The sequence below is a fragment of the Brachybacterium sp. SYSU DS0246 genome, from assembly GCF_059391765.1.
Genome location: NZ_JBZXYT010000010.1, coordinates 39,939 through 60,892 on the forward strand (window position 1 = coordinate 39,939; position 20,954 = coordinate 60,892).

Sequence of the window (20,954 nt, forward strand, 5' to 3'; positions counted from 1 at the left end):
CAGTGACGCTTGACGTCGCGTCAAGCGCAAGGGGTATTCCGAACCGGGCCCCGAACCGTAGGGTGGCGAGCCATGGAGATGACGATGCCCGGGGACTGCGGCAACTCACCGCGCATGGCGATCGTGGCCGACGTCGCCGCGGCCTGGGCTTCGGGCGATCATGACGCCATACGCGAGTGGCTCACGGACGATGCCCGCTGGGTCCGCGTCGGCGCCGACGGACCCGATGCCTCCCACGGCGGACCCGCGATCGTGCCGCCTCCCTTCGAGGCCGAGCGCGGCGAGATCCTCACCGTCGTCAACCACGGCCGAGGGGCCGCGTGCGACGGCTACCTGATCCGCGGTGAGGATCGCGCGGACTTCTGCCACGTCTTCCGCTTCGCCGGCGCCGCCAGGACGGCCCGCATCCGAGAGATCCGCACCTACCTGCAGACCTGAGTCACCACGGGATCTGCTCCGCGGACTCCAGCACCGTCGGCTCCAGCTTCTCCGCGCGGGCCCCGTCGGCCCCTGCAGCCGCCGGAGCGAAGGCCAGTCCGGTGCGCGAGGTCAGCTCCCGGAGATCAACCAGGTAGGTCGAGAAGGCGGAGAGGTCCAGGCGCTCCAGCCCACCGAGATCCTGCGTCAGCAGGAAGGCCTGCACGCGCAGCTCGTCGTCGACCATGTAGTAGACGGCCTTGAAGAACTCCTGGGGCAGGCGCACGCCGCGGTACTCCCGGTCCTGCTCGCCGAAGACCGGGCCGCCGACCACGCTGACCCGCAGATCCTGCACCTCGACCTGGTCGAACAGGGAGTTCTCCACCTCGCCCCAGACACCGCCGCGACCGGACTGGTTGAACCGCGCCATCTGCGGGGCGATGTTGGTGAAGCAGAAGGAGTCCTCGTTGGCGCGCCGGGCCTCGGTCCGCTCACCCCAGGTGAGATCGGCGCGGCGGGCGATGTGCCCCCGATCGAGGTCGTTGCCGCGGTACAGGTCCTCGCCGGCTTGGGCGTCCTCCGGGAGCCGGTCATCGAGGCGGAAGTCGATCCCGTCCCGGCTGATCCGCTGCAGGCGTGCGCCGTCGATGTTCCAGGCGACGACCCGCGCGAAGCGTCGGGAGGCCGACTGGACCAGCGAGAAATGCGTGTACGGCACCACGGGTGATCCGTCGACGCAGGCCGCATCCTCGCGATGCTCCGCCGCCAGCTCCGGGAACGGCACCGGCTCGGCGAGGAAGTCGGGATCGTAGCCGCGGGCGCTCGCCCGGGAGGCCGCCTCGGCCTGCGCGGTGGCGGGGGAGAGGGAGAATCCCAGTGCCGTGCGGACGGACGAGGCATAGCAGGCCAGGGCACGTTCCTGCCCGTCGGCCGAATCCGCGCCCGCGAAGTGCAGCCCGCCGAGGACCGACGAGGTGTGGCCGTTGCCTGCCTTCAGCATCCACGCCGCCCCGGAGTCCCCGCCGTCGCTGAGCGCCGTCTGCTGGCCGGTGCGCCGTGGATCCGGCTCGATCTCGAAGCCGCCGATGCTGTGCTCACCGGCGCCGTCGCCGTAGTCGAGGGCGACCATCGTGTGGATGCGCGAGACGACCCCGTGGCTGACGCCCGTGGTGCGGCCGGACTTCACCACGCGATCGCCGAGCTCGGGATCGCCGATCTCCTCGGGCACCACGTCGAGTTCCAGGATCGAGGGATCGCTGCTGCGCTGGTCGAGCGAGGCAAGGGCTGCGTCGCCAGCCGCCCCGAGATGGGACCGCAGCAGGCGGCCGAAGACGTTGCGCGGATCACCGGAATTGTCGTCATGGGTGCCGGGCTGGAGCACCTCGTCCCCGATCGTCCCCTCGGGACCGTGCAGCACGTGCCAGTTCGAGAGGACCACCGGCGCACCGGTCCTCCGGTCGTGGACGATGGCGCCCGCGGTGCCCGCCGAGACCGTCGGGTGCGAGATGCTGACGCCGGGACGCAACGGGTCCATGCGTCCCTTGCGGTCCTCGTCGAAGGCCTCGGGCACCACCTGGTACGAGGGGACGTAGACCCGTTCGATCACGTCGGTCGGCACCTCGACGGACTCGATGTCGACGGCCTCGGGCAGAGCTCGGGTGGGGGCCATCTCCACTTCGGCCGGCGCCAGCTTCGCCCGCACGGTGAACTGGATGCATACCTCGCCGGTGCGCTCGCCCTCGACCTCCTTGGTGCCGATGCCGAGGGAGGTGACGTTGCCGTCCTCGAGATAGAGTCGGCCCCAGCGGCGGATCCAGGTCCGCATCTGCTCGATGGTCGCTCCGGGTCCCTGTGCGCTCGCGCTCATGGCTCCAGTCTGGGAGGCGGGGGTGACGCGCGGGCGACGGGGGCGTGAAGGATCGGTCCGTCACGGGCGCATGACGGCTCCGCGAACGGCGTCGTACAGCAGTGCGCGCCGGGCAGCATGGACATCGTCGGGTTCGTCGGTCGTCGCGGCGTAGACGTTGCTGACCGGGGACCATGCCATCGACATGCCGATGACCAGTGCCATCACGTCGAACGGGTCCCCGTCGCGGACGGAGCCGTCGTTCTGCCCCTGGGCGATGTGGGCCAGTTTGCGGTCGTCGAGGCGCTCGGCATCCTCGACGAGGTGGCCATCGGGCCGGCGCTCCAGACGAGCCCAGGTGGCCAGACGGATCAGGTCCGGCCGGCGCAGATACTCGTCGTAGAGGCGGACCGCCCAGTTCGCGAGGTCCGAGTCCTCGAGCGGGACGGCGTCCATGATGTGCGTCAACGAGTCGCGGAAGATCGCGTCGAAGAGTGCGTCCTTGTTCCCGAAGTAGCCGTAGAGCTGTGCCTTGTTCGTGCGTGCGGTCTCGACGATGCGCTCGATGCGGGCACCGGCGATGCCGTACCGGGCGAACTCCTGGGTCGCGGCCTCCACGATGCGCTCGCGAGTGGCGGCGCCGCGCGGCGTCAGATGCTTCGTCGTCATAACGACAGCCTAGCAACAGACCAGTCGGTTTACTTTGTCACGCTGTGGACGTACGCTGCGGCAGACCGAACAGTCTGTTTGCAACTGAGGAGAGAAGCATGAGAACCACCGACGGATGGGCCGCCGACGGGGCCGGCAGACTGCGACGCACGACCCTGGAACGGCGCGACCTGCGACCAGGAGATATCGCAGTCCGGGTCGACTACTGCGGGGTGTGCCACACAGACCTTCACGCCGTCCACGCCCATGGTCACGCCGAGGAGCAGCTGGTCCCGGGCCACGAGTTCACCGGAGTGGTCACGGCCGTCGGCCCGCAGGTGATGGATCGTGCCGTCGGCGAGGCGGTCGCGGTCGGCAACATCGTCGACGCCTGCCTCGAGTGCGACATGTGCACAGCAGGTCAGGAGAACTTCTGCCGAGAGTTCCCGACGCTCACCTACGGCGGCCGAGAGCGCGGGGACGGCGCGATGACCCTGGGCGCCTATTCGCGCGAGTACGTGCTCCGCGAGGACTTCGCGTACCCCCTGCCCGAGGGGCTGGACCCCGCGGCGGCTGCCCCACTGCTGTGCGCAGGGATCACCGTCTGGGAGCCGATGCGCGCCCTCGAGGTCGGCCCGGGGTTCCGTGTCGCAGTGGTCGGCCTGGGCGGGCTGGGTCACCTGGCAGTGCGCCTCGCCCGCGCACTGGGCGCCGACGTGAGCGTCATCAGCCGCACGGCAGCGAAGACGGAGGACGCCCGGCGCCTGGGCGCCGTCGACGTGGTGATCTCGTCGGATGAGGCCGCAATGGCGGAGGCGCGCTCGCGGTTCGACGTCCTCATCGACACCGTGGCTGTGGCGCACGAACTCTCGCCCTACCTCGCGCTGCTCGCCCTGGACGGAACACTCGTTCACGTCGGCTACCTCGGGCCCCTCACCGTGGAGACCACCGAGCTGCTCATCGGACGCAAGCGCATCACCTCGGCGGGCAGCGGTGGCCGGCGCGAGACGGCGGCGATGCTGAAGTTCTGCACCGAGCACGGAGTCGTCGCCGACATCGAGCTTCTGCCCTCAGTGCGGGTGAACGAGGCGTTGGAACGGCTCGAACAGGGTGACGTGCGCTATCGCTTCGTCCTGGACCTCTCGGACCTCGACGGGGAATGACGGGGATCCCGTTTGCTGGCTGTTCGTCCGCAACAGGGCCACCGGGCATGGCCCGGACGAGGACGACGAACGGCCGGGCCGTCCCTGAAGACGACCCGGCCGGTCGGATACGCGGTGAACTCGCGTCAGCGGCGTCGTGCCGCAGAAGGATCAGTAGAGGTTGAGGAAGGTCTGCAGGACCTCCGCGGTGTCCTCATCGATCTCGTCGGAACCGTTCTGGGCGGCACCGATCTCGTGCTGCAGGCCGGCCACGGTGTCCTCACCGATCACGCCGTCCTGCTCGGTGTTGGCCCACGCCTGGAGCGCGAGGGTGGTCTCCTCGTCCATCTCACCGGTCTGCTCGACGCCCAGCCAATCCTGGAGCGCGGTGATGGTCTTGGGGCCGACCTTGCCGTCGACCTCGAGGGTGCCGGCGACGGAGAGGTCACCGGTCGCCTTGGAGCCCGGCTCGCCGGCGGACTTCTCCGGTTGCTCAGCCTGCTCCGGCTTCTCGGACTCCTGAGCCTGCTCGGACTGCTGCTCCTCGGACTCGGACTGCTCGGACTCATCCTGCTTCTGCTGGGAATCCTCCTCGTCCTTGCGCTCGCTGCGGTCCTCGTCGCGGCTGCTGCTGTCGTCCTCGCGGGACTCCCGCTGCTCCTGCTCGCCGGACTGCTGCTCCTGGGAGTCCTGCTCCTGCTCCTGCGACTCCTGCTGCTGGGAGTCCTCCTGCTGGGAGCTCTCCTCCTCGCCCTCGTCGTCGGACGCAGCGGGAGCACCGCCGGTCTCGGCGCCGCCGCTGAGGTGCACGCCGCAATTCGGCCATGCGCCGGCACCCTGGCCCGCGAGGACCTTCTCGCCGATGGCGATCTGCTCGCTCTTGGAGGCCTGATCGGCGCTGGGGGCGTACTGCGTGCCGCCGTAGCCTTCCCAGGTCTGCTGGCTGAACTGCAGGCCGCCGTAGTAACCGTTACCGGTGTTGATGGACCAGTCGCCGCCGGACTCGCACTGCGCGACGTCGTCCCAGCCGCCCGCGGCGTTCGCTGCGCTGCCGCCGGCCAGCATGCCGGTGGCGACGACTGCGCCACCGGCGAGGGTGACGGCGGTACGGGTCAGGCCACGGCGCAGGGCCGGGGTCCTCATGGCATGCGTGTTGTGCTTCGGCATGAACACGTCCTTTCGGATGTCTCGCGTATCTCGCGTATCTCGAACGTCGGCCACGGTAGGGCCCGCACTCCCCCTGAAGGCAAGAGAGATGGGGGAGGGGTGACGGCTTTTTTACTCTTGCGTTTCAGGACTATGACATTCGGCGACGGCGATGCCGGTGCTGTGACCTGCATGAATGGAGATGCCCTCACGTGTTCGCGCACGTCATGTGATGTAGGCGCCCTTTGTTCCTCAGATCACGGGGCTATAACAACGATAGTGACGTGCGCCTCCAGGAGGCTTAGTGAAGGTGGTGTGTGCGGCCGGTTCCGATGGCGAACCGTCGCATTTCCGACGCACCGGACCGCGGCGGTGCGGCCAGCTCGCCGCCACGGAGTGGCAGGGCGCAGGCGGTCGGGCTCCGGGTCGGGTGGATCGCGCGGCGGGAACGGTCAGCGGGCGGTGTCGATCAAAGCCCCGACCGGCCCGGTGGCACCACGTCACGCGAAGGGGACGGGATCAGACCGGCGTCGCGGCACCTCATCACCCGGGGACGTCGACGGGCCCCGCCGCTATGCGACGGGGCCCGGGTCGACGTTCCTCCCGTAGGAGATCAAGCGCGGAGGTCAGCGCTCCTCGGGGCCGTCGTTCTCCTCACGAGAGGCCGAGTCTCGGGACTGATCCGCCGGAGCGGAGCCTGCCCGGGGATCCTCGACGAGGATGTTCCCGTCGGCGTCCTTGCGGACCTTGCCGTCGGGCCCGATGGTCGACAGCCCTTCGGGGTGCTCGTCGCTGCGCGTGCCGCCCTGACGATCGCTCCAGCGCTTCTGGGCCATCGCGTGGGCATCGTCCAGCAGCTCGCTGAGGGACTTCTCCTCGTGCACCAGGTCCTGGTACTTCTCCGGCAGGTTCTTCAGCTTCTCCTCGTTCTCCATCAGGCGGCGGTACACGCGCTCCCGCTCCTGCTCGAAGGACGTGTACGTCATCGACACGTACGCTTCGGCGTCGCGGCGGGCGCTGGAGACGGTGTTCTGTGCGCGTCCGCGCCGCGAGACCAGCGAGGCGATGACCGTGAGGGTCAGGACGGTGATGATCACCCCGAGGGAGAGCGAGGTCGTGACCTCGGGAACCGGGACCGGCTCGCCGTGGTTGATGATGCCGAGCTCGTTCTCATGCAGCGCGTGGAGGATGAGCTTGACGCCGATGAAGCCCAGGATCGCCGCCAGGCCGTAGGAGAGGTAGACCAGGCGATCCAGCAGGCCGTCGAGCAGGAAGTACAGCTGCCGCAGGCCCAGCAGCGAGAACACGGTCGCGGTGAAGACGATGAAGGTGTTCTGAGTCAGCCCGAAGATCGCCGGGATCGAGTCGAGCGCGAACAGCACGTCGGTGCCGCCCACGGCCACCATGACCAGCAGCATCGGGGTCATCACGCGCTTGCCGTCCACCTGCGTGGTCAGGCGGTCGCCGTCGTAGACGTCGGTGGTCGGCAGCACGCGCTTGGCGAGGCGGACGACGAAGTTGTTGGCGTCGTCCTTGTCCTCGTCCTCCGGCTTGAGCATGTTGCCCGCGGTCAGCAGGAGGATCAGGCCGAAGAAGTAGAACGCCCAGGCGAAGTGCTCGATGATCGCGGCGCCGCCGGCGATCAGGCCGGTGCGGGCGATGATCGCGAAGGTGATGCCGAACAGCAGCACTTTCTGCTGGTCCTCGCGCGGCACGCGGAAGCTGCTCATGATCACGAGGAACACGAAGAGGTTGTCGACCGAGAGCGCCTTCTCGGTGATGTAGCCGGCGAAGTACTCGCCGCCTGCCTGTCCGCCGCCGAACAGCAGTACGAGCAGGCCGAAGACGACGGCGATCGCGATGTAGATCGACGACCAGACCGCGGCCTCGCGGAGCGTGGGGATGTGCGCCTTGCGCACGTGGAAGATGTAGTCGAAGGCCAACAGGCCCACGATCACGGCGATCGTGAGGGCCCAGATGAGTGGGGAGACAGTCATGGTCCTGCTTTCCGGGTCGCTGTATGGACCCGGGTCTCTCCACCCGCCGATTCCTGTCGGCGGGCCGTTGCGCCCGGAGAACCCTCGTCAGTTCTCGTGATGACGTGCGCAGCGTGGCGGATACTCCCCCGTTGCCGACACGGAGTCTACACAGGAGCCCTGAACGCCCGCGAGAACGCTGAGAGCAAGGGCACCTCAGAGCAGGTCGTCAGGCCCGGTGTCCCGGTGGGCGTGGAGGAACTCGTCGACCACGGCCGCCCCGAGATCCTCGGGGTCCGGGGCGACGACGGTGCCGCCGACGCGTCGGGCCATCGCCGCCAGGAACCTGGTGAGGCCAGGGTCGTCCCCGAGCCGGAAGAAGGTGGTCGAGGCCCCGGCCCGGCCGAGTCGGTCCAGCTCCGCCACGGTGGCGGTGATCGTCTCGGCCTCGGGCGGGTAGGAGAACCAGGACTCGCCGCCGGGAAGCAGCTGCGCGGTGGGCTCGCCGTCGGTCACCACCAGCAGCACGGGCTGCATGCCGGGGTGCTTGCGGAAGAACTGTCCGGCGAGCATCAGCCCGTGGTGGAGGTTGGTGCCCTGCTCGTGCACCGCCTCGAGCGCCAGCAGCTCGCCGATCTCGCGGGTGCGCGCGTAGCGGCCGAAGGAGACCAGCTGCAGCGCATCGCCCCGGAATCGGGTGCTGATCAGGTGGTGCAGCGCCAGGGCGGTGCGCTTCATCGGCACCCAGCGGCCCTCCATCGCCATCGAGAACGAGGTGTCCACGAGCAGTGCGACGGCCGCCCGGCTGCGGGCCTCGGTCTCCCGCACCTCGATGTCCTCCACCTGCAGGTGCACCCCGGCACCGGGGTCGCCGCCCTCGCCGGCGGTGCGGGTGATCGCATTGGTCAGGGAGCGGCCGACGTCCCACGGCTCGGCATCGCCGAACTGCCACGGGCGCGTGGCGCCGGTCTGCTCGCCGGCCGCGCCGGCCTGGCGGGTCTCGCGGGCCCCGGTGCGGGAGGAGAGTCTGCTCGCGGTGTCGCGCAGCAGGGACGCGCCCAGCTTCCGCGTCGCGGCGGGGGAGAGCCGCAGAGTCCCGTCGGCGGAGCGACTGAGGTACCCGGAATCCCGCATGGCCTGTTCGAGCTCCTGCAGCGTGCGGGCCGAGACCGCGGCGTCCTGACCCAGGTGCCGGGTCAGGGCTTCGATGTCGAGATCCGACAGACTCGAGCCCGCATAGGACTGCGAGAGCTGTTCGGCGAGATTGTCGAGATCGGCGAGGTCCTGCATCACGCCCGCACCCTCGCCGAGACCGAGCCCCTCCTCCCCGTCGAAGGACTCCGAACCGGTCCAGTCCTCACCCGGGCGCAGCGCCTGCAGAGCCCCGTCCATGCGGGCCAGCTGCGCCATCAGCTCCGGTGACCCGAAGGCCTGGCCGGACAGCGCCATCAGTTCCTCGCGCTGCTCGGGCGTCATCGAGCGGAGCATCCGCGCGGCGGCGGCCGAGCGCTGGGCCAGCACGTCGATCAGCTCGTCGATGTCCTGGGGGTCCTCGGGGAAGGCATCCCCGTGCTTGGCCATGAACTCGTCGAAATCCTGGGAGGTGTCCTCGCCGCGAGCGTGCTTCTCCAACAGGTCGCCGAGGTCCCGGAGCATCTCGGTGATGGCCGCGCGGTCCTCGTCGGTCGCTCCTTCGAGGGCCTGCTTCATCCCGGCGAAGCGCTGGTCGAGCATCTCCCGGCCCAGCAGCTCCTGGATCTGCTGATAGGTCTCCCGGCCCTCGGTGGAGGCCCAGTCGTAGCCGGCGAGCTCGGTGACCGCGGCCGACGTGGAGGCCGGCAGGTTATCGATCGTCATCTCCCGCAGCGTGCGGTCGGTGGGATCCATCTCGGTGTCTCGGGCCAGCTGCCCGCGCTCGGCGAGGACCGCCTTGTCCAGCAGCATCTTGACCTCCTGCAACGTGCCGTCGAGGCGGTGCCGGCTCAGCAGATCGCGCCGCCGCTGCTGGACGCGGCCGGCGAGCTCGTCGAGTCCCTCACGGCTGCGGCCGCCGCGGCGCAGGAACTCCCGCAGGGCGTTCTCGGGCGAATAGCCGTCCATGACCCCCTCGGAGACGGCATCGAGGGCCTCGGCGAGGTCGACGGGGGGCGCGAGCGGATCGGGGCCTCCGGTGAACCGCCCGTAGCGGGCGCGGCGCTGGGGTCGGGGCATCGCGTCATCCTCCTTCTCGGCCGAGGAGCACTCAGCCGTAGACCGTCTCCCCGGCCCCGCTCTCCTTGGAGAGGCGGCGGACCAGGAACAGGCCCTCCAGGGCCAGCTCGATCGCCCCGGCCCGCTCACCGGGACTGTGCGCGCCGAGCCGTTCGGCGATCTCGTCGTACACCTCCGGGGCGGACAGCTCGGGCAGGGACTCGAGGAATTCCGTGGCCGTCACCTTGTCGCCGGTGGTGACGGTCTGGGACCCGTCGAAGGCCTCCACCAGCGGGCCCAGGTCGAGGTTGCGGAAGTGCTCGCGGACGGTCTCGGCGGTGGCGGTGCGCAGCAGGTGCTCGAGGATCTCGAGTTCGCGCCCCTCCTCGCCGGATTCGAACTCGACCTTGCCGCCGAGAACGTCGATCGCCGTCTCCAGGTCGACGGGCCGGGCCACGGCCTCGTCATCGCGCACCGTCGCGCGGTGCAGGGCGGCCGCGGCGACGGTCTCCGCGGCGGCGATGGCGAAGCGGGCCGAGACCCCGGAGGCCTGGTTCACGGCCGCGGAGTCACGCAGGTTGCGGGTGAAGCGGGCGAGGATCTCCAGCAGCACGTCGGGCACCGCGGCGGCGAGCTCGGCCTCCTGGCGGGTCACGGCGATCTCGTCGGCGATCTCGAGCGGGTAGTGGGTGCGGATCTCGGCGCCGAATCGGTCCTTCAGCGGGGTGATGATCCGCCCGCGGTTGGTGTAGTCCTCCGGGTTCGCCGAGGCGGCGACCATCACGTCCAGCGGGAGCCGCAGCACGTAGCCGCGCACCTGCACGTCGCGCTCCTCCATGACGTTCAGCAGCGCGACCTGGATGCGTTCGGCCAGGTCGGGCAGCTCGTTCAGTGCCACGATGCCGCGATTGGCGCGGGGGACCAGCCCGTAGTGGATGGTCTCGGGGTCACCCAGCCGGCGGCCCTCCGCGACCCGCATCGGGTCGACGTCACCGATCATGTCGGCCACCGAGGTGTCGGGCGTGGAGAGCTTCTCGACGTACCGCTCGCTGCGGTGCAGCCAGACGATCGGCAGGGTCTCGCCCTCGGCCGAGAGGCGTTCACGGGTCGCGTCGGTGATCGGGTCGAAGGGGTCCTCGTGCAGCTCGGAGCCGCCGACGGCGGGGACCCATTCGTCGAGCAGGCCCGCGAGGGTGCGCAGGAGGCGGGTCTTGCCCTGCCCGCGCTCACCGAGCAGGACCACGTCGTGGCCGGCAATGATGGCACGCTCGAGCTGCGGGATGACGGTCTGCTCGAAGCCGTGCATGCCGGGCCAGGGGGAGCGGCCCTCGGCCAGGGCGGCCAGCAGGTTCTCGCGCATCTCCTCGCGCAGGGTGCGGTGGGTGTATCCGGCGGCGCGCAGCTCGCCGAGGGTGGTGATCTCAGGCTTCTGGCTCACACCCACACGGTAGACCTCTCTGTCCTTCGTGTGGGAGGCGTGCCTACTCTGTGATCGATGAGCGAGCACACGGGCACCCTGATCCTGCTGGTGCGTCACGGGACCACCTCGACCACCGGCACCCTGCTGCCCGGGCGGGCGAGCGGCCTGCACCTGGCCGACTCCGGCCGCGCCCAGGCCGAGCAGGTGGCCGAGCGGCTTCTCGAACGCCACGCGCATCGCCCGCTGAGCGCCCTGCTGACCTCGCCGTTGGAGCGGGCAGTGGAGACGGCGACGCCCACGGCCGAGCGCACCGGGCTCACTCTGAGGCACGAGGAGCTGCTGCTGGAGTGCGACGTCGGGGAGTGGACCGGGCAGAAGCTCGCCGACCTCTCACGGCTGCCCGAATGGCGCACCGTGCAGTCCGCGCCCTCGCAGTTCACCTTTCCCGGCGGGGAGAGCTTCGCCGACATGCAGAACCGGATGGTCTCGCTCGTCGAGCGCCTGCGCACCGAGCACCCCGGCGGCACCGTGGTGTGCTTCTCCCACGCCGATCCCATCCGCAGTCTGCTCGCCCACGCCCTCGCCGGCGGTCTGGATGCGATGCAGAGGCTCTCGGTCTCCCCGGCCTCCGTCTCGGCCATCGAGTATCCGGAGCACGGGGACCCGGTGGTGCTGCTGACCAACTCCGGAACTCGTTCCCTGGCCGATCTCACCGCGCAGTGAACGAGCTCCACGCCCTCGAGACGGAGCCGATCGAACTGCTCGGCGGGATCGTCGGCTCGAGCAACGAGACGTTCCTGGTGCGGCTGGGCGAAGCCTGCGCTGACGTGCACGCCGTGTACAAGCCCGAGCTGGGCGAGCGGCCCCTGCACGACTTCCCACCCGGCCTGTATCGGCGGGAGCGGGCCGCCTACCTGCTCTCGCAGCATCTGGGCTGGGGCCTGGTGCCGCCGACGGTCATCCGCGAGGACGGACCCTTCGGGGTCGGCTCCTACCAGCTGTTCCGCCACCACGACCCGGACGAGCACTACTTCACGCTGTACACGCGCAGCACGGGGCACGTTCTGCCCGTCGTGCTCGAGGGATTCGGCGACCCCTTCGGGCTCGGTCTGCTGGAGGCCTCGGCCGACGGGGCGGGCGAGGACGTCCAGGAGCAGCTGCGGCGACTGGCCGTCTTCGACATCCTCGCCAACAACGCGGACCGCAAGGCGGGTCACGTGCTGCGTGGGACCGACGGGCGGGTGTGGGCGATCGACCACGGGCTGTGCTTCTCCGAGGATCTCAAGCTGCGCACCGTGATCTGGGACTTCGCCGGGGAGGCGTTGGAGGACGAGACTCTGGAGTCGTTGTGGGATGTCGTCGACGAGGTGCCCGCAGAGGTCGCGGACCTGCTCGAGCCCGCGGAGGTGCGAGCGCTGCAGGGACGCGCCCGCTGGCTCACCGCGGTCGGCGAGCTGCCCGGGGACCCGACGGGGATGCGATTCCCCTGGCCGCTGATCTGAGAGGAGCGAAGGATGGCACGGGAGCACGAGAAGACCGTCGCCGAGCTGCTGGAGACGTATGGGACCACCTATGCCAAGCAGGCGGGCATCACGCTGCGGGATACGCCCTCGCCGCTGTACCGGCTGCTGGTGCTGTCCACGCTGCTGTCGACCCGGATCAGCGCCGACATCGCGGTGGACGCCGCGATCGAGCTCTCCCGCGCCGGGTATCGCACGCCGCAGCGGATGCGTGAGGCGAGCTGGCAGCAGCGGGTCGACGCGCTCGGTCGTGGGCACTACCGCCGGTATGACGAGTCCACCGCGACGCGGCTCGGGGACGGTGCCGAGCTGCTGCTCGAGGAGTACCGCGGTGACCTGCGCCGGCTCCGCGAGCAGGCCGAGGATCGTGAGGGCGTCCTGGATCTCCTGCAGGCCTTTCCGGGCATCGGGCCGACGGGCGCCGCGATCTTCGTCCGCGAGGTGCAGGGCATCTGGCCGGAGCTGGGCCCGTTCCTCGATGCCAAGGCCCTGGACGGGGCCCGGCGCGCCGGGCTGCCCGAGGACGTCGCGGCACTGGACGCCCTCATCGACCCCGGCGACCGGCCCCGGCTGGCTGCGGCCCTGGTGCGGGTCGCGCTGGAGGGGTAGGACTCACTCGCGGTCCTCGACCGCGTCCTCCAGCTCGTCCTTGTCCATCTTCGAGCGGCCCTCGACGCCCTGGCGCTTGGCGTCCTCGTACAGCTGCTCCTTGGTACGGCCCTGGGGGCCCTGGCCGGACCGCTCGCCGCCGCGCTCGGACGGGGACTTGTCCTCGGTGGAGGTCTTCGAGGCCTCGTCGGCCTCGCCTTCCTGGGCCCGCGTCTTGTTGACCGTGCGGGCGGCGATCTCCTCCGCCGTGTCCTCCGAGCGGCCCTGGTCCTTCACGCTGTCCTTGACGTGCTCGTACTGCCGTTCGCGCTTCTCGCTCCATGCCTCGGGCATGATCGGCTCCTTCCCTCAGGAAAACTCGTCCATCCCCATACTGGAAGTCCTCGCCCCGAGCGTCGAGCGCCCGGACCAAGCGGTTCTCAGCTGCGCAGCTGCTCCTCCTCCTCGGCCCGCGGCGAGGGCTCCTCGCGCTCGGGCTCGACCGCGTCCTCGCGCTGGGTGTCTCCGCTCATGCTGCCGATCCGGTTCGACGGGGTGGCCTCGTCGCGCCAGCGCAGCAGGGCGCCGACGCCTTCCGGGATCCCGTCGAACTCCGCCTCCAGCGCGGAGACGGAGGCGTCGGTGAGGATGGCCCGGCGCAGCAGACTCTCGATGCCGGCCGGCTCGGTGCCGGAGACGAAGATGAGCTCCTCGACCTGACCGCGGTCCAGGGCCTGGCCCACCTCGCGCGCACCGCCGACGGAGGCGCCGTCGCGGGCCTGGCTCTCGTGGAACCGCTCCGAGAGCGCGCGCTGGCGTTCGTCGATGAACTCCCGGGTGGTGCGGGCGACGACCTCGCGGAACGAGTCGCGCTCCAGCGCCACGCCGCGGGTGCCGCCGGAGACATCCTGCAGCCGCTCCCGGACCTCACGGCCCACGGCGTCCTTGCACAGGCTCATCGCGCGCACGTCGCCGCTGAGCAGCACCATGTCGGGGTCGTGCTCGCGCACGATCCGGTCGACCTTCTCGGCGACCGCGTCGGCATTGCGCTCCCAGGAGTCCTCGACCCGGGCCTCGTAGTTGTTCGCGCGCCAGCCGTGCTGGGTCCCGCCGCCGAGGTTGGCCTTGTGCAGCTCGTCGTGGCCGCCCTCGACCGTGTCGTCCGCGCCCAGCCCGTTGGGCCCCTGTGCGATCGACGGGTTCTCCGGGGCGCGCAGATGCAGATCAGCGCCCGCTCGATCCACGACGATCAGCAGCTGGCTGACGGCGAACGGCGTCAGCTGCAGCAGCGGCAGCAGCTGAGGCGACTCGCCCCTGTGCACCGACTCCTGCAGCGGCGGCACGGGCAGGACGCGGTCGATGAGGATCTCGTCGTCGGTGGCGATGATCGTGCGGCCGTGGCGGCCGCCGATCGGGGACGGGCTGAGCACCGTCTCCTCGATCCGGGTCAGCAGGTCGTCCGGGGCGCCGTCGGCCGCGAGCGAGGAGCGCATCTGCGACCAACGCGTCTCGAGCTCGGCGGCGGAGTGCGGATCCGTCCTGGTGGTGTCGAGGTGGACCGAGGTGAAGGGACCGGACCGTTCGAGTGCCGGCTTGAGCCAGGGCAGTTTCACTGTGACCTCCTGCGTGCTCGACGTGCGGGGACCGAGCTCCCAGCTCGGCCTCGTTGCACCGCGTGGGTCGTCCCACCCTTCCACGCGGTGGGGGCCGCCGCAAGCGGCATCCCGAGGCGGTGGCCGAGTCAGTGCTCGCCGCCGGTCTCCTGACGCAGCAGACCGCCGAGCCAGCGCGCGATGTGCCGGGCCGCCGGCATCTCGAGACCGTTCTCGACGTCCGGGTTGTAGTTGGTGTTGGTGTTGATGTCGTAGGTGACGGTGCGGCCGTCGACCGTCCGCATGTACTCGACGCCGGCGATCTCGATACCGTGCCGCGCCAGCAGGTCCCGGTAGCCGCGGATCAGGGGATCCTCGGCGGTGACCTCGGGGCGGATGCGGAACATCGGCTCCGGCTCGACGCCCGGTTCCGGCACGGCGCACGCCTCGGCGGGGCACAGCTCGAAGCCGCCGCCGGAGGTGTCCACCCGGACCGCGTAGACGAACTCGCCGCCGACGAACTCGGCGCGGGTGATGGCGGGCTCGGCGGCGACCAGGAGCTCCTGCAGCAGGGTGATCCCGTCGGCCGCCTCCTCGAACTCCTCGCCCTCGACGTACGCGGCGAAGGAGGCGTGGTCCTCGAATCGGCGCACGCCCAGGCCCTTGCCGCCCTGGTTGTGCTTGGTGATGAAGGGGGCCTCGATGCTTCCGGCCGCCTCGAGGAGGCCCTCGCGGCCGTGGACGGCCACGGTGCGCGGCACGTCGAAGCCCGCGCTGCGCAGCACGGAGTGCTGGATGACCTTGCTGACCTCGAGGTCGGCGACGTCGCGGCCGCCCACCACGCGCCGGCCCCGGGAGGCGGCCCAGCTGGTGATCGAGCGGGCCGCGTCCTTCGCCAGAGGCGCGCCGCGGGTGTGGGAGGAGGCGCTCAGCCGCGACCAAAACACCCCGCGCGGCGGCTCGGAGTCCAGGTCCAGGGTGCCCTGCCCCAGCGGCCACTCCACCAGCGGCACGCCTTCTGCCTCGAAGGCGCGGCGGAAGGGCGGCATCCACTCGGGGTTGTCGTGCAGCACGTGCACGGCCGGTTCACCGGTGGCGGCGGAGGTGCTCATCATCTTCTCCTCGTCGGCGATGTCTGGGCGCTTCGTCAATGCGCATCGGCGGCCGGATATTCCAGCGCTCGACCGTGATGGCGGCCGATCGGCACCATCAGCGGCAGCCCGGAGACCGGATCGGTGATGACCCGGTTGGTCAGGCCGAAGACCTCCTGCACGCGGTCCTCCGTGAGCACCTCGGCGGGGCGGCCGCACGCGCGCACGGCGCCGGAGGCGAGCATCACCAACTGGTCGCAGTAGCGCGCGGCGAGATTCAGGTCGTGCAGCACCATGACGATGGTGATCCCGCGGGCCCGGTTCAGATCCGTCAGCAGGTCCAGCACCTCGACCTGGTGGCTGACGTCCAGGAACGTGGTGGGCTCGTCCAGCAGCAGCAGATCGGTCTCCTGCGCCAGCGCCATCGCGATCCACACGCGCTGGCGCTGCCCGCCGGAGAGCTCGTCGACCGGCCGGTCGGCGAGGTCCGCGGTGCGGGTCGCGTCCAGGGCGGCGGCGACCGCGTCGTCGTCGGCGCGGCTCCAGCGGGAGAAGACCCCCTGGTGCGGGTGCCGCCCGCGGCCGACGAGATCGGCGACCGTGATCCCCTCGGGCGTGATCGGGGCTTGGGGAAGCAGTCCCAGGAGGCGGGCCAGGTGCTTGGCGGGCATGCGGTGGACCTGCTGGCCGTCCAGCAGCACCCGGCCCGCCCGCGGCGTCAGCAGGCGGGACATCGAGCGCAGCAGCGTCGACTTGCCCGAGGCGTTCGCGCCCACGATCGCGGTGACCTTCCCGGGCAGCACCGAGAGGTCCAGTCCCTCGATGACGGTGCGCTCGCCGTAGCCGAGGGTCAGCTCCTGGACGCGCAGGGTGTGGTCACTGGTCACAGGGTGCTCCCTCGACGGTTCACGCGGATGATGAGAAAGATCAGATACGGGGCCCCGAGCACGCCGGTGACCACGCCGACCGGGTAGCGGGTACCGGTGGCGTACTGGCCCAGCAGATCCGCGACGAGCACCAGCAGTGCGCCCACCAGAGCGGCGGGGACGAGCGGGGAGGAGCCCGGACCGACCAGTCGGGCGGCAATCGGACCGGACAGGAACGCGACGAAGGCGATCGGCCCGCAGGCGGCGGTGGCGAAGGAGATGAGCCCCACGGCGGCGACCACGACGATCAGCCGGGTGCGGCCCACGCGTACGCCGAGGGCCTGGGCGGCGTCGTCCCCGAGCTGGGTGGCGCGCAGATCGCCGGTGCGGGAGAGGAGCACCGGGGCCAGCACCGCGAGCGCGACCAGGACCGGCACCGTCTGCTGCCAGGAGGTGTTGTTCAGGCTGCCGGTGAGCCAGCGCAGCGCCTCCTGCAGGTCCCACTGGCCGGCACCGGTGAGCACCCAGTCGGTCAGGCTCTGGAGCATCGCCGCGACTCCGATGCCCACCAGGATCAGCCGCATCCCGGCCATGCCGCCCCGCGCGGCCAGCAGGTAGATCAGCACGGCGACGCCGAGGCCCGCGAGGATGGCCAGCAGCGAGACCGCGGGGCCGGACAGGCCGAGGACCACGATCCCGAAGGCCGCCGCGGCGCTGGCGCCCGAGGAGATGCCGATGATGTCGGGGCTCGCCAGCGGGTTGCGCAGCATGGTCTGGAAGGTGACGCCGCCGAGACCGAAGCACGCCCCGGCCAGGACCGCGAGCACGGCGCGGGGCAGCCGCAGCCTGCCCACGGTGAAGCTCGCCCCGGGCACCTCCTGGCCGGCGATGACGGCCAGCACCTCGGCGGGGGTGTAGAACGTCCGCCCCACCATCAGCGAGAGGCAGAAGACCAGCAGGATCGCCGTGGCGAGGACGATGATGGTCACGGCGGCGCGGGTGCGGCGCCGGCGCCGGGCCGCGGTGACCCGTGCCAGGGTGCCGGTCGTGGGCGCAGCGGTGCTGCTCGGAGCGTGCGTTCGCGTGCTCAGCGTGGCGCTCATAGGGAGGCCAGCCTCTGGCGTCGGACGATGGCGATGAAGACCGGCGCTCCCAGCAGAGCGGTGACGATGCCGACGTCCAGCTCGGAGGGGCGTGCGACGATGCGACCGAGGACGTCGGCCGCCGTCAGCAGGGCCGCCCCGGCCACCGCGCTGAAGGGCAGCAGCCAGCGGTGGTCCACGCCGATCAGGAGCCGGCACGCGTGAGGGACCACCAGGCCGACGAAGCCGATGGGGCCGGTCACCGCGGTCGCCGCTCCGCACAGCACGACGGCGCCGAGCGCGGCCACCGCCCGGGTCACGGCGACGCGCTCGCCGAGTCCGGCCGCCAGCTCGTCCCCGAGCGCCAGGGTGTTCAGCCCCCGTGCGGACAGGAGGCTGAGTACGAGACCGCCGAGGAGGAACGGGGCGACCTGCTGCAGGGAGGCGTAGGTGCCGCCGCCCACCCCGCCGATCTGCCAGGAGCGCACGCTGTCGCCGATGTCGGAGCGGGGCAGCACGACAGCGCTGATGAAGGAGGTCAGCGCCGCACCGGTGGCCGCCCCGGCGAGGGCGAGCTTCAGCGGGGTGGCTCCGCCCCGGCCGAGCGAGCCGAGCGTGTGGACGAGCACCGCGGTGGCGCCGGCGCCGACGATCGCCACCCAGATGTAGCTCGAGGCGGCGGTGAGGCCGAAGTGGGCGATGCCGATCACCACGGCCAGCGACGCACCGGTGTTGATCCCCAGGATGCCGGGGTCGGCGAGCGGGTTGCGGGTCACGCCCTGCATCACGGCACCGGAGACGCCGAGCGCGGCGCCCGCGGCGATGGCGAGCAGCGTGCGGGGGATGCGCGTGGCGACCGCGGCCGGCCCGAATCCGTCGGTCGATCCGCCGAGAGCCGCGAGGATGTCGGCCGCACCGACCTCGCGCGACCCGATGGTGACCGAGAGCGCCATCAGTGCCGTCAGCACCGCGAGCGTGACCAGCAGCCAGAGAGTGCGCGTGCGCGCCGACCGCCGCAGCGTGGCGGCGGTGCCTGCTGTGGCCGGGGCCGAGCTCGGGGCGGTCGCGGTCACGAGACGGCGCGGTCCAGCTCGGCCAGGTAGTCCTCGAGGATGTAGGAGATCGCCAGCGGGGTGGGGTTCGCCGCGGTGCCCAGCGGGCTGTCGCTGGGCAGGTTCACCACGGCACCGCTCTGGACGGCGGGGATCTGGGAGAGCAGCGGGTCGGCCTCGAGGGCCTCGATCAGGGTCTCGTCGCCGTAGGTCACGATCATGTCGACGTCGTGGAACACGTCGGCCTGCTCGGCGCTGATCGTCGCGGAGAACTCCGTGGCGTCCTCGGAGGCGGCGACCACGCTGGGGGCGATCGCCATCCCGAGATCCTCGAAGAACATCGTGCGGGTGTCGTGGGCCGTGTAGAAGCTGACCTCGGAGAGGTCGGTGGTGTCCACGTGGGTCAGGAACATGGCGTTCTTGCCGGCGATCGCGGGGTGCCCGGCGGCGGCGTCCTCGATCTCGGTCTCCAGCTCGGCGATCAGCGCCTCGCCCTCGGAGGCCATCCCCATCGCGGTGGAATTGACGGTGATCATCTCGCGCCAGGGCGTGCCCCAGGCGATCTCCGGGAACGGCACGGTCGGGGCGATCGCGGTGAGGGTGTCGTAGTCCTCCTGGGTCAGGCCCGAATAGGCCGCGAGGATCACGTCGGGCGCGGTATCGGCGACGCCCTCGAAGTCGATGCCGTCGGACTCGTCGAACAGCTCCGGGGTCTCGGCCCCCAGCTCCTCGAGCTTCTCGGCGACCCAGGGGAGGACCCCGTCCCCGTCGTCGTCACCGAAGTTGGCCGCGGCCATCCCCGCGGGCACCACACCGAGGGCCAGCGGCACCTCGTGGTTGGCCCACGCCACGGTGGTGATGACCTCGGGGGCCGCCGGGATGGCGGTGGTCCCGAAGGCGTGCTCGATCGTGATCTCGCCACCTCCGCCGGCGTCGGAGGAGCCGCCCTCCTCGGCCTGGCCGGAGGAGGAGCAGCCGGCGAGGGCGGCGGCCAGGACGGCGGCGGAACCGGCGAATGCGCGGCGGGACAGACGGGTCATGAGAGGCCTTTCGTCAGTGGCCGCGCGCGGAGGCGGGCGCCGGTCGGGCATGACACGGCCCGGTGAAGAACAGCTAAGGCTTGCCTCATCAAAATACGCAACAGCAGTGTTGCGTGCAACTGGGTGTCACTGGTCGTGCGGATCCTCGAGCGGGACTCCCGCGCGGCGGGCGACGTCCCGCCAGGTCGCCGCCAGCGATTCCACGGTCGCGTGAGCGTTCAGGCCGCTGGGCTGGGGCACCACCCACAGCGCCACCTCCGCCGGCCACCCGGCCAGACCTGCGGTCTCCTGCGGGCCCAGCTGCGCCCGCGGCACCGCGAACGCGGCGCGGAAGGCCGTGATCCCGGCGATGGCCACCAGGGCCGGCCGCAGCTCGGCGGCACGGCGGCCGAGCACCTCACCGGCCTCGCGCAGCTCTGCCCGGCCGAGCTCGTCGGCGCGCGCGGTGGCCCGACCGATCAGGTTCGTGATGCCGATGCCGCGCTCGCGCAGTGCCTGCTCGTCCTCGGCCCTCAGCCCGCGGGAGGCGTCGATCAGGTGCGGGGTGAGACCCGCGCGGTGCAGGGAGGGCCAGAAGCGGTTGCCCGGCCGGGCGAAGGGAGCGTTGACCGCGGCGGTCCACAGCCCCGGGTTGATGCCGACGATCAGCAGCCGCAGCTGCTCGCCGCGCGATGGGTCCGGGAGGACATCGTCCATGGCATCGCCCTCGAGGGCGGCGAAGCGGGCGAGATCCTCGCGGGTGGGCCTGCGGCCGGCCAGGGGAGAGGGGAGGCGCGTGCTCATCCGGGCACTGTACGTCGGCTCGGTATCCTGAGCCGATGGAGCTGCGGATCGCCCCCGGAGACATCACCACGACCGCCGCGGACGCCATCGTCAACGCGGCGAACTCCTCCCTGCTCGGTGGCGGAGGCGTCGACGGCGCCATCCACCGCCGCGGCGGGCCCGAGATCCTCGCCGAGTGCAGACGGCTGCGGGAGGACGAGCTGCCCGACGGCCTGCCCGCCGGTCGGGCGGTCGCCACCACAGCCGGTGACCTGCCGGCCCGCTGGGTGATCCACACGGTCGGCCCGGTGCACGCGACGAACGAGGACCGCTCGGAGACCCTGGCCTCCTGCTACCGCGAATCACTGCGCGTCGCGGCCGCGATCGGCGCTCGCAGCGTCGCCTTCCCCACCATCTCCGCCGGCGTCTACGGCTGGCCGCTCCCGGATGCGGCCCGGATCGCCGTCGAGACGGTCCGGTCGATGGACGACGAGGTCGGCGCCGACATCGCCGAGGTGCTGTTCGTGCCCTACGGCGAGGCGGCCGAGGCGGCGTTCCGCGGCGTACTGTGACCTC

20 protein-coding genes are annotated in these 20,954 nt (G+C 71.1%); 6 read left to right on the plus strand and 14 right to left on the minus strand.

Annotated features, from left to right (window positions below; genetic code table 11):
• Nucleotides 1–72 precede the first annotated feature (72 nt).
• Complete coding sequence (locus AC5020_RS06680; protein ID WP_377019391.1) at nucleotides 73–438, plus strand: nuclear transport factor 2 family protein; 366 nt, start codon at nucleotides 73–75, stop codon at nucleotides 436–438.
• Nucleotide 439: 1 nt separating this feature from the next.
• On the opposite strand, the gene AC5020_RS06685 is transcribed toward AC5020_RS06680, so the two are convergent.
• Both AC5020_RS06685 and AC5020_RS06690 read right to left on the minus strand, forming a co-directional pair.
• Nucleotides 440–2,284, minus strand: a complete 1,845-nt coding sequence (locus tag AC5020_RS06685) for a DNA/RNA non-specific endonuclease (protein ID WP_464987672.1) — start codon at nucleotides 2,282–2,284, stop codon at nucleotides 440–442.
• Between the two features lie 60 nt (nucleotides 2,285–2,344).
• The gene (locus AC5020_RS06690; protein ID WP_464987673.1) at nucleotides 2,345–2,932 is read right to left on the minus strand and encodes a TetR/AcrR family transcriptional regulator; all 588 of its coding nucleotides are present in this window, start codon (nucleotides 2,930–2,932) and stop codon (nucleotides 2,345–2,347) included.
• A gap of 98 nt (nucleotides 2,933–3,030) precedes the next feature.
• Between AC5020_RS06690 and AC5020_RS06695 the strand changes: the two genes are divergently transcribed.
• Nucleotides 3,031–4,074, plus strand: a complete 1,044-nt coding sequence (locus AC5020_RS06695; protein ID WP_464987674.1) for an NAD(P)-dependent alcohol dehydrogenase — start codon at nucleotides 3,031–3,033, stop codon at nucleotides 4,072–4,074.
• 150 nt (nucleotides 4,075–4,224) lie between these two features.
• Here the strand turns inward: AC5020_RS06695 and AC5020_RS06700 are convergent, their stop codons facing one another.
• From AC5020_RS06700 to AC5020_RS06715, 4 genes are all read right to left on the minus strand, one after another.
• The gene (locus AC5020_RS06700; RefSeq protein WP_464987675.1) at nucleotides 4,225–5,220 is read right to left on the minus strand and encodes a transglycosylase family protein; all 996 of its coding nucleotides are present in this window, start codon (nucleotides 5,218–5,220) and stop codon (nucleotides 4,225–4,227) included.
• Between the two features lie 605 nt (nucleotides 5,221–5,825).
• Nucleotides 5,826–7,196, minus strand: a complete 1,371-nt coding sequence (locus AC5020_RS06705) for a TerC family protein (RefSeq protein ID WP_377019385.1) — start codon at nucleotides 7,194–7,196, stop codon at nucleotides 5,826–5,828.
• A gap of 195 nt (nucleotides 7,197–7,391) precedes the next feature.
• The gene (locus tag AC5020_RS06710; protein WP_464987676.1) at nucleotides 7,392–9,386 is read right to left on the minus strand and encodes a vWA domain-containing protein; all 1,995 of its coding nucleotides are present in this window, start codon (nucleotides 9,384–9,386) and stop codon (nucleotides 7,392–7,394) included.
• Nucleotides 9,387–9,417: 31 nt separating this feature from the next.
• Complete coding sequence (locus AC5020_RS06715) at nucleotides 9,418–10,803, minus strand: sigma 54-interacting transcriptional regulator (protein WP_464987677.1); 1,386 nt, start codon at nucleotides 10,801–10,803, stop codon at nucleotides 9,418–9,420.
• Nucleotides 10,804–10,860: 57 nt separating this feature from the next.
• On the opposite strand from AC5020_RS06715, the gene AC5020_RS06720 reads away from it, so the two are divergent.
• From AC5020_RS06720 to AC5020_RS06730, 3 genes are read left to right on the plus strand one after another with little or no spacing between them, the layout of a single operon-like run.
• Nucleotides 10,861–11,508 (plus strand): histidine phosphatase family protein, encoded by a 648-nt coding sequence (locus AC5020_RS06720; RefSeq protein WP_464987678.1) that lies wholly within the window; start codon nucleotides 10,861–10,863, stop codon nucleotides 11,506–11,508.
• The gene (locus AC5020_RS06725) at nucleotides 11,505–12,287 is read left to right on the plus strand and encodes an SCO1664 family protein (RefSeq protein WP_377019380.1); all 783 of its coding nucleotides are present in this window, start codon (nucleotides 11,505–11,507) and stop codon (nucleotides 12,285–12,287) included. The genes AC5020_RS06720 and AC5020_RS06725 overlap by 4 nt, the downstream gene beginning before the upstream one ends.
• A 12-nt stretch (nucleotides 12,288–12,299) precedes the next feature.
• Nucleotides 12,300–12,914, plus strand: a complete 615-nt coding sequence (locus AC5020_RS06730) for an endonuclease (RefSeq protein ID WP_464987679.1) — start codon at nucleotides 12,300–12,302, stop codon at nucleotides 12,912–12,914.
• Between the two features lie 3 nt (nucleotides 12,915–12,917).
• Here AC5020_RS06730 and AC5020_RS06735 read toward each other — a convergent pair whose 3' ends face one another.
• The 8 genes from AC5020_RS06735 to AC5020_RS06770 form a co-directional block, all read right to left on the minus strand.
• Entirely contained in the window at nucleotides 12,918–13,247 is a 330-nt protein-coding gene (locus tag AC5020_RS06735; protein WP_464987680.1) for a plasmid stabilization protein, read from the minus strand.
• 86 nt (nucleotides 13,248–13,333) lie between these two features.
• Entirely contained in the window at nucleotides 13,334–14,506 is a 1,173-nt protein-coding gene (locus tag AC5020_RS06740; RefSeq protein WP_464987681.1) for a baeRF2 domain-containing protein, read from the minus strand.
• A 128-nt stretch (nucleotides 14,507–14,634) separates the two neighbouring features.
• On the minus strand, nucleotides 14,635–15,600 hold the full coding sequence (locus AC5020_RS06745; protein WP_464987682.1) for an ATP-grasp domain-containing protein: 966 nt from the start codon (nucleotides 15,598–15,600) through the stop codon (nucleotides 14,635–14,637).
• Nucleotides 15,601–15,632: 32 nt separating this feature from the next.
• Complete coding sequence (locus AC5020_RS06750; protein ID WP_377019374.1) at nucleotides 15,633–16,463, minus strand: ABC transporter ATP-binding protein; 831 nt, start codon at nucleotides 16,461–16,463, stop codon at nucleotides 15,633–15,635.
• Complete coding sequence (locus AC5020_RS06755) at nucleotides 16,460–17,545, minus strand: FecCD family ABC transporter permease (protein ID WP_464987683.1); 1,086 nt, start codon at nucleotides 17,543–17,545, stop codon at nucleotides 16,460–16,462. The genes AC5020_RS06750 and AC5020_RS06755 overlap by 4 nt, the downstream gene beginning before the upstream one ends.
• Nucleotides 17,542–18,597, minus strand: a complete 1,056-nt coding sequence (locus tag AC5020_RS06760) for a FecCD family ABC transporter permease (RefSeq protein WP_464987684.1) — start codon at nucleotides 18,595–18,597, stop codon at nucleotides 17,542–17,544. The genes AC5020_RS06755 and AC5020_RS06760 overlap by 4 nt, the downstream gene beginning before the upstream one ends.
• Complete coding sequence (locus tag AC5020_RS06765; protein WP_464987685.1) at nucleotides 18,594–19,616, minus strand: iron-siderophore ABC transporter substrate-binding protein; 1,023 nt, start codon at nucleotides 19,614–19,616, stop codon at nucleotides 18,594–18,596. The genes AC5020_RS06760 and AC5020_RS06765 overlap by 4 nt, the downstream gene beginning before the upstream one ends.
• A 126-nt stretch (nucleotides 19,617–19,742) precedes the next feature.
• Nucleotides 19,743–20,399 carry a mismatch-specific DNA-glycosylase gene (locus tag AC5020_RS06770; protein WP_464987686.1) on the minus strand — a complete coding sequence of 219 codons (657 nt, stop codon included), beginning with the start codon at nucleotides 20,397–20,399 and terminating at the stop codon, nucleotides 19,743–19,745.
• Nucleotides 20,400–20,434: 35 nt separating this feature from the next.
• Between AC5020_RS06770 and AC5020_RS06775 the strand changes: the two genes are divergently transcribed.
• Nucleotides 20,435–20,950 carry an O-acetyl-ADP-ribose deacetylase gene (locus tag AC5020_RS06775; RefSeq protein ID WP_377793295.1) on the plus strand — a complete coding sequence of 172 codons (516 nt, stop codon included), beginning with the start codon at nucleotides 20,435–20,437 and terminating at the stop codon, nucleotides 20,948–20,950.
• Nucleotides 20,951–20,954 lie beyond the last annotated feature (4 nt).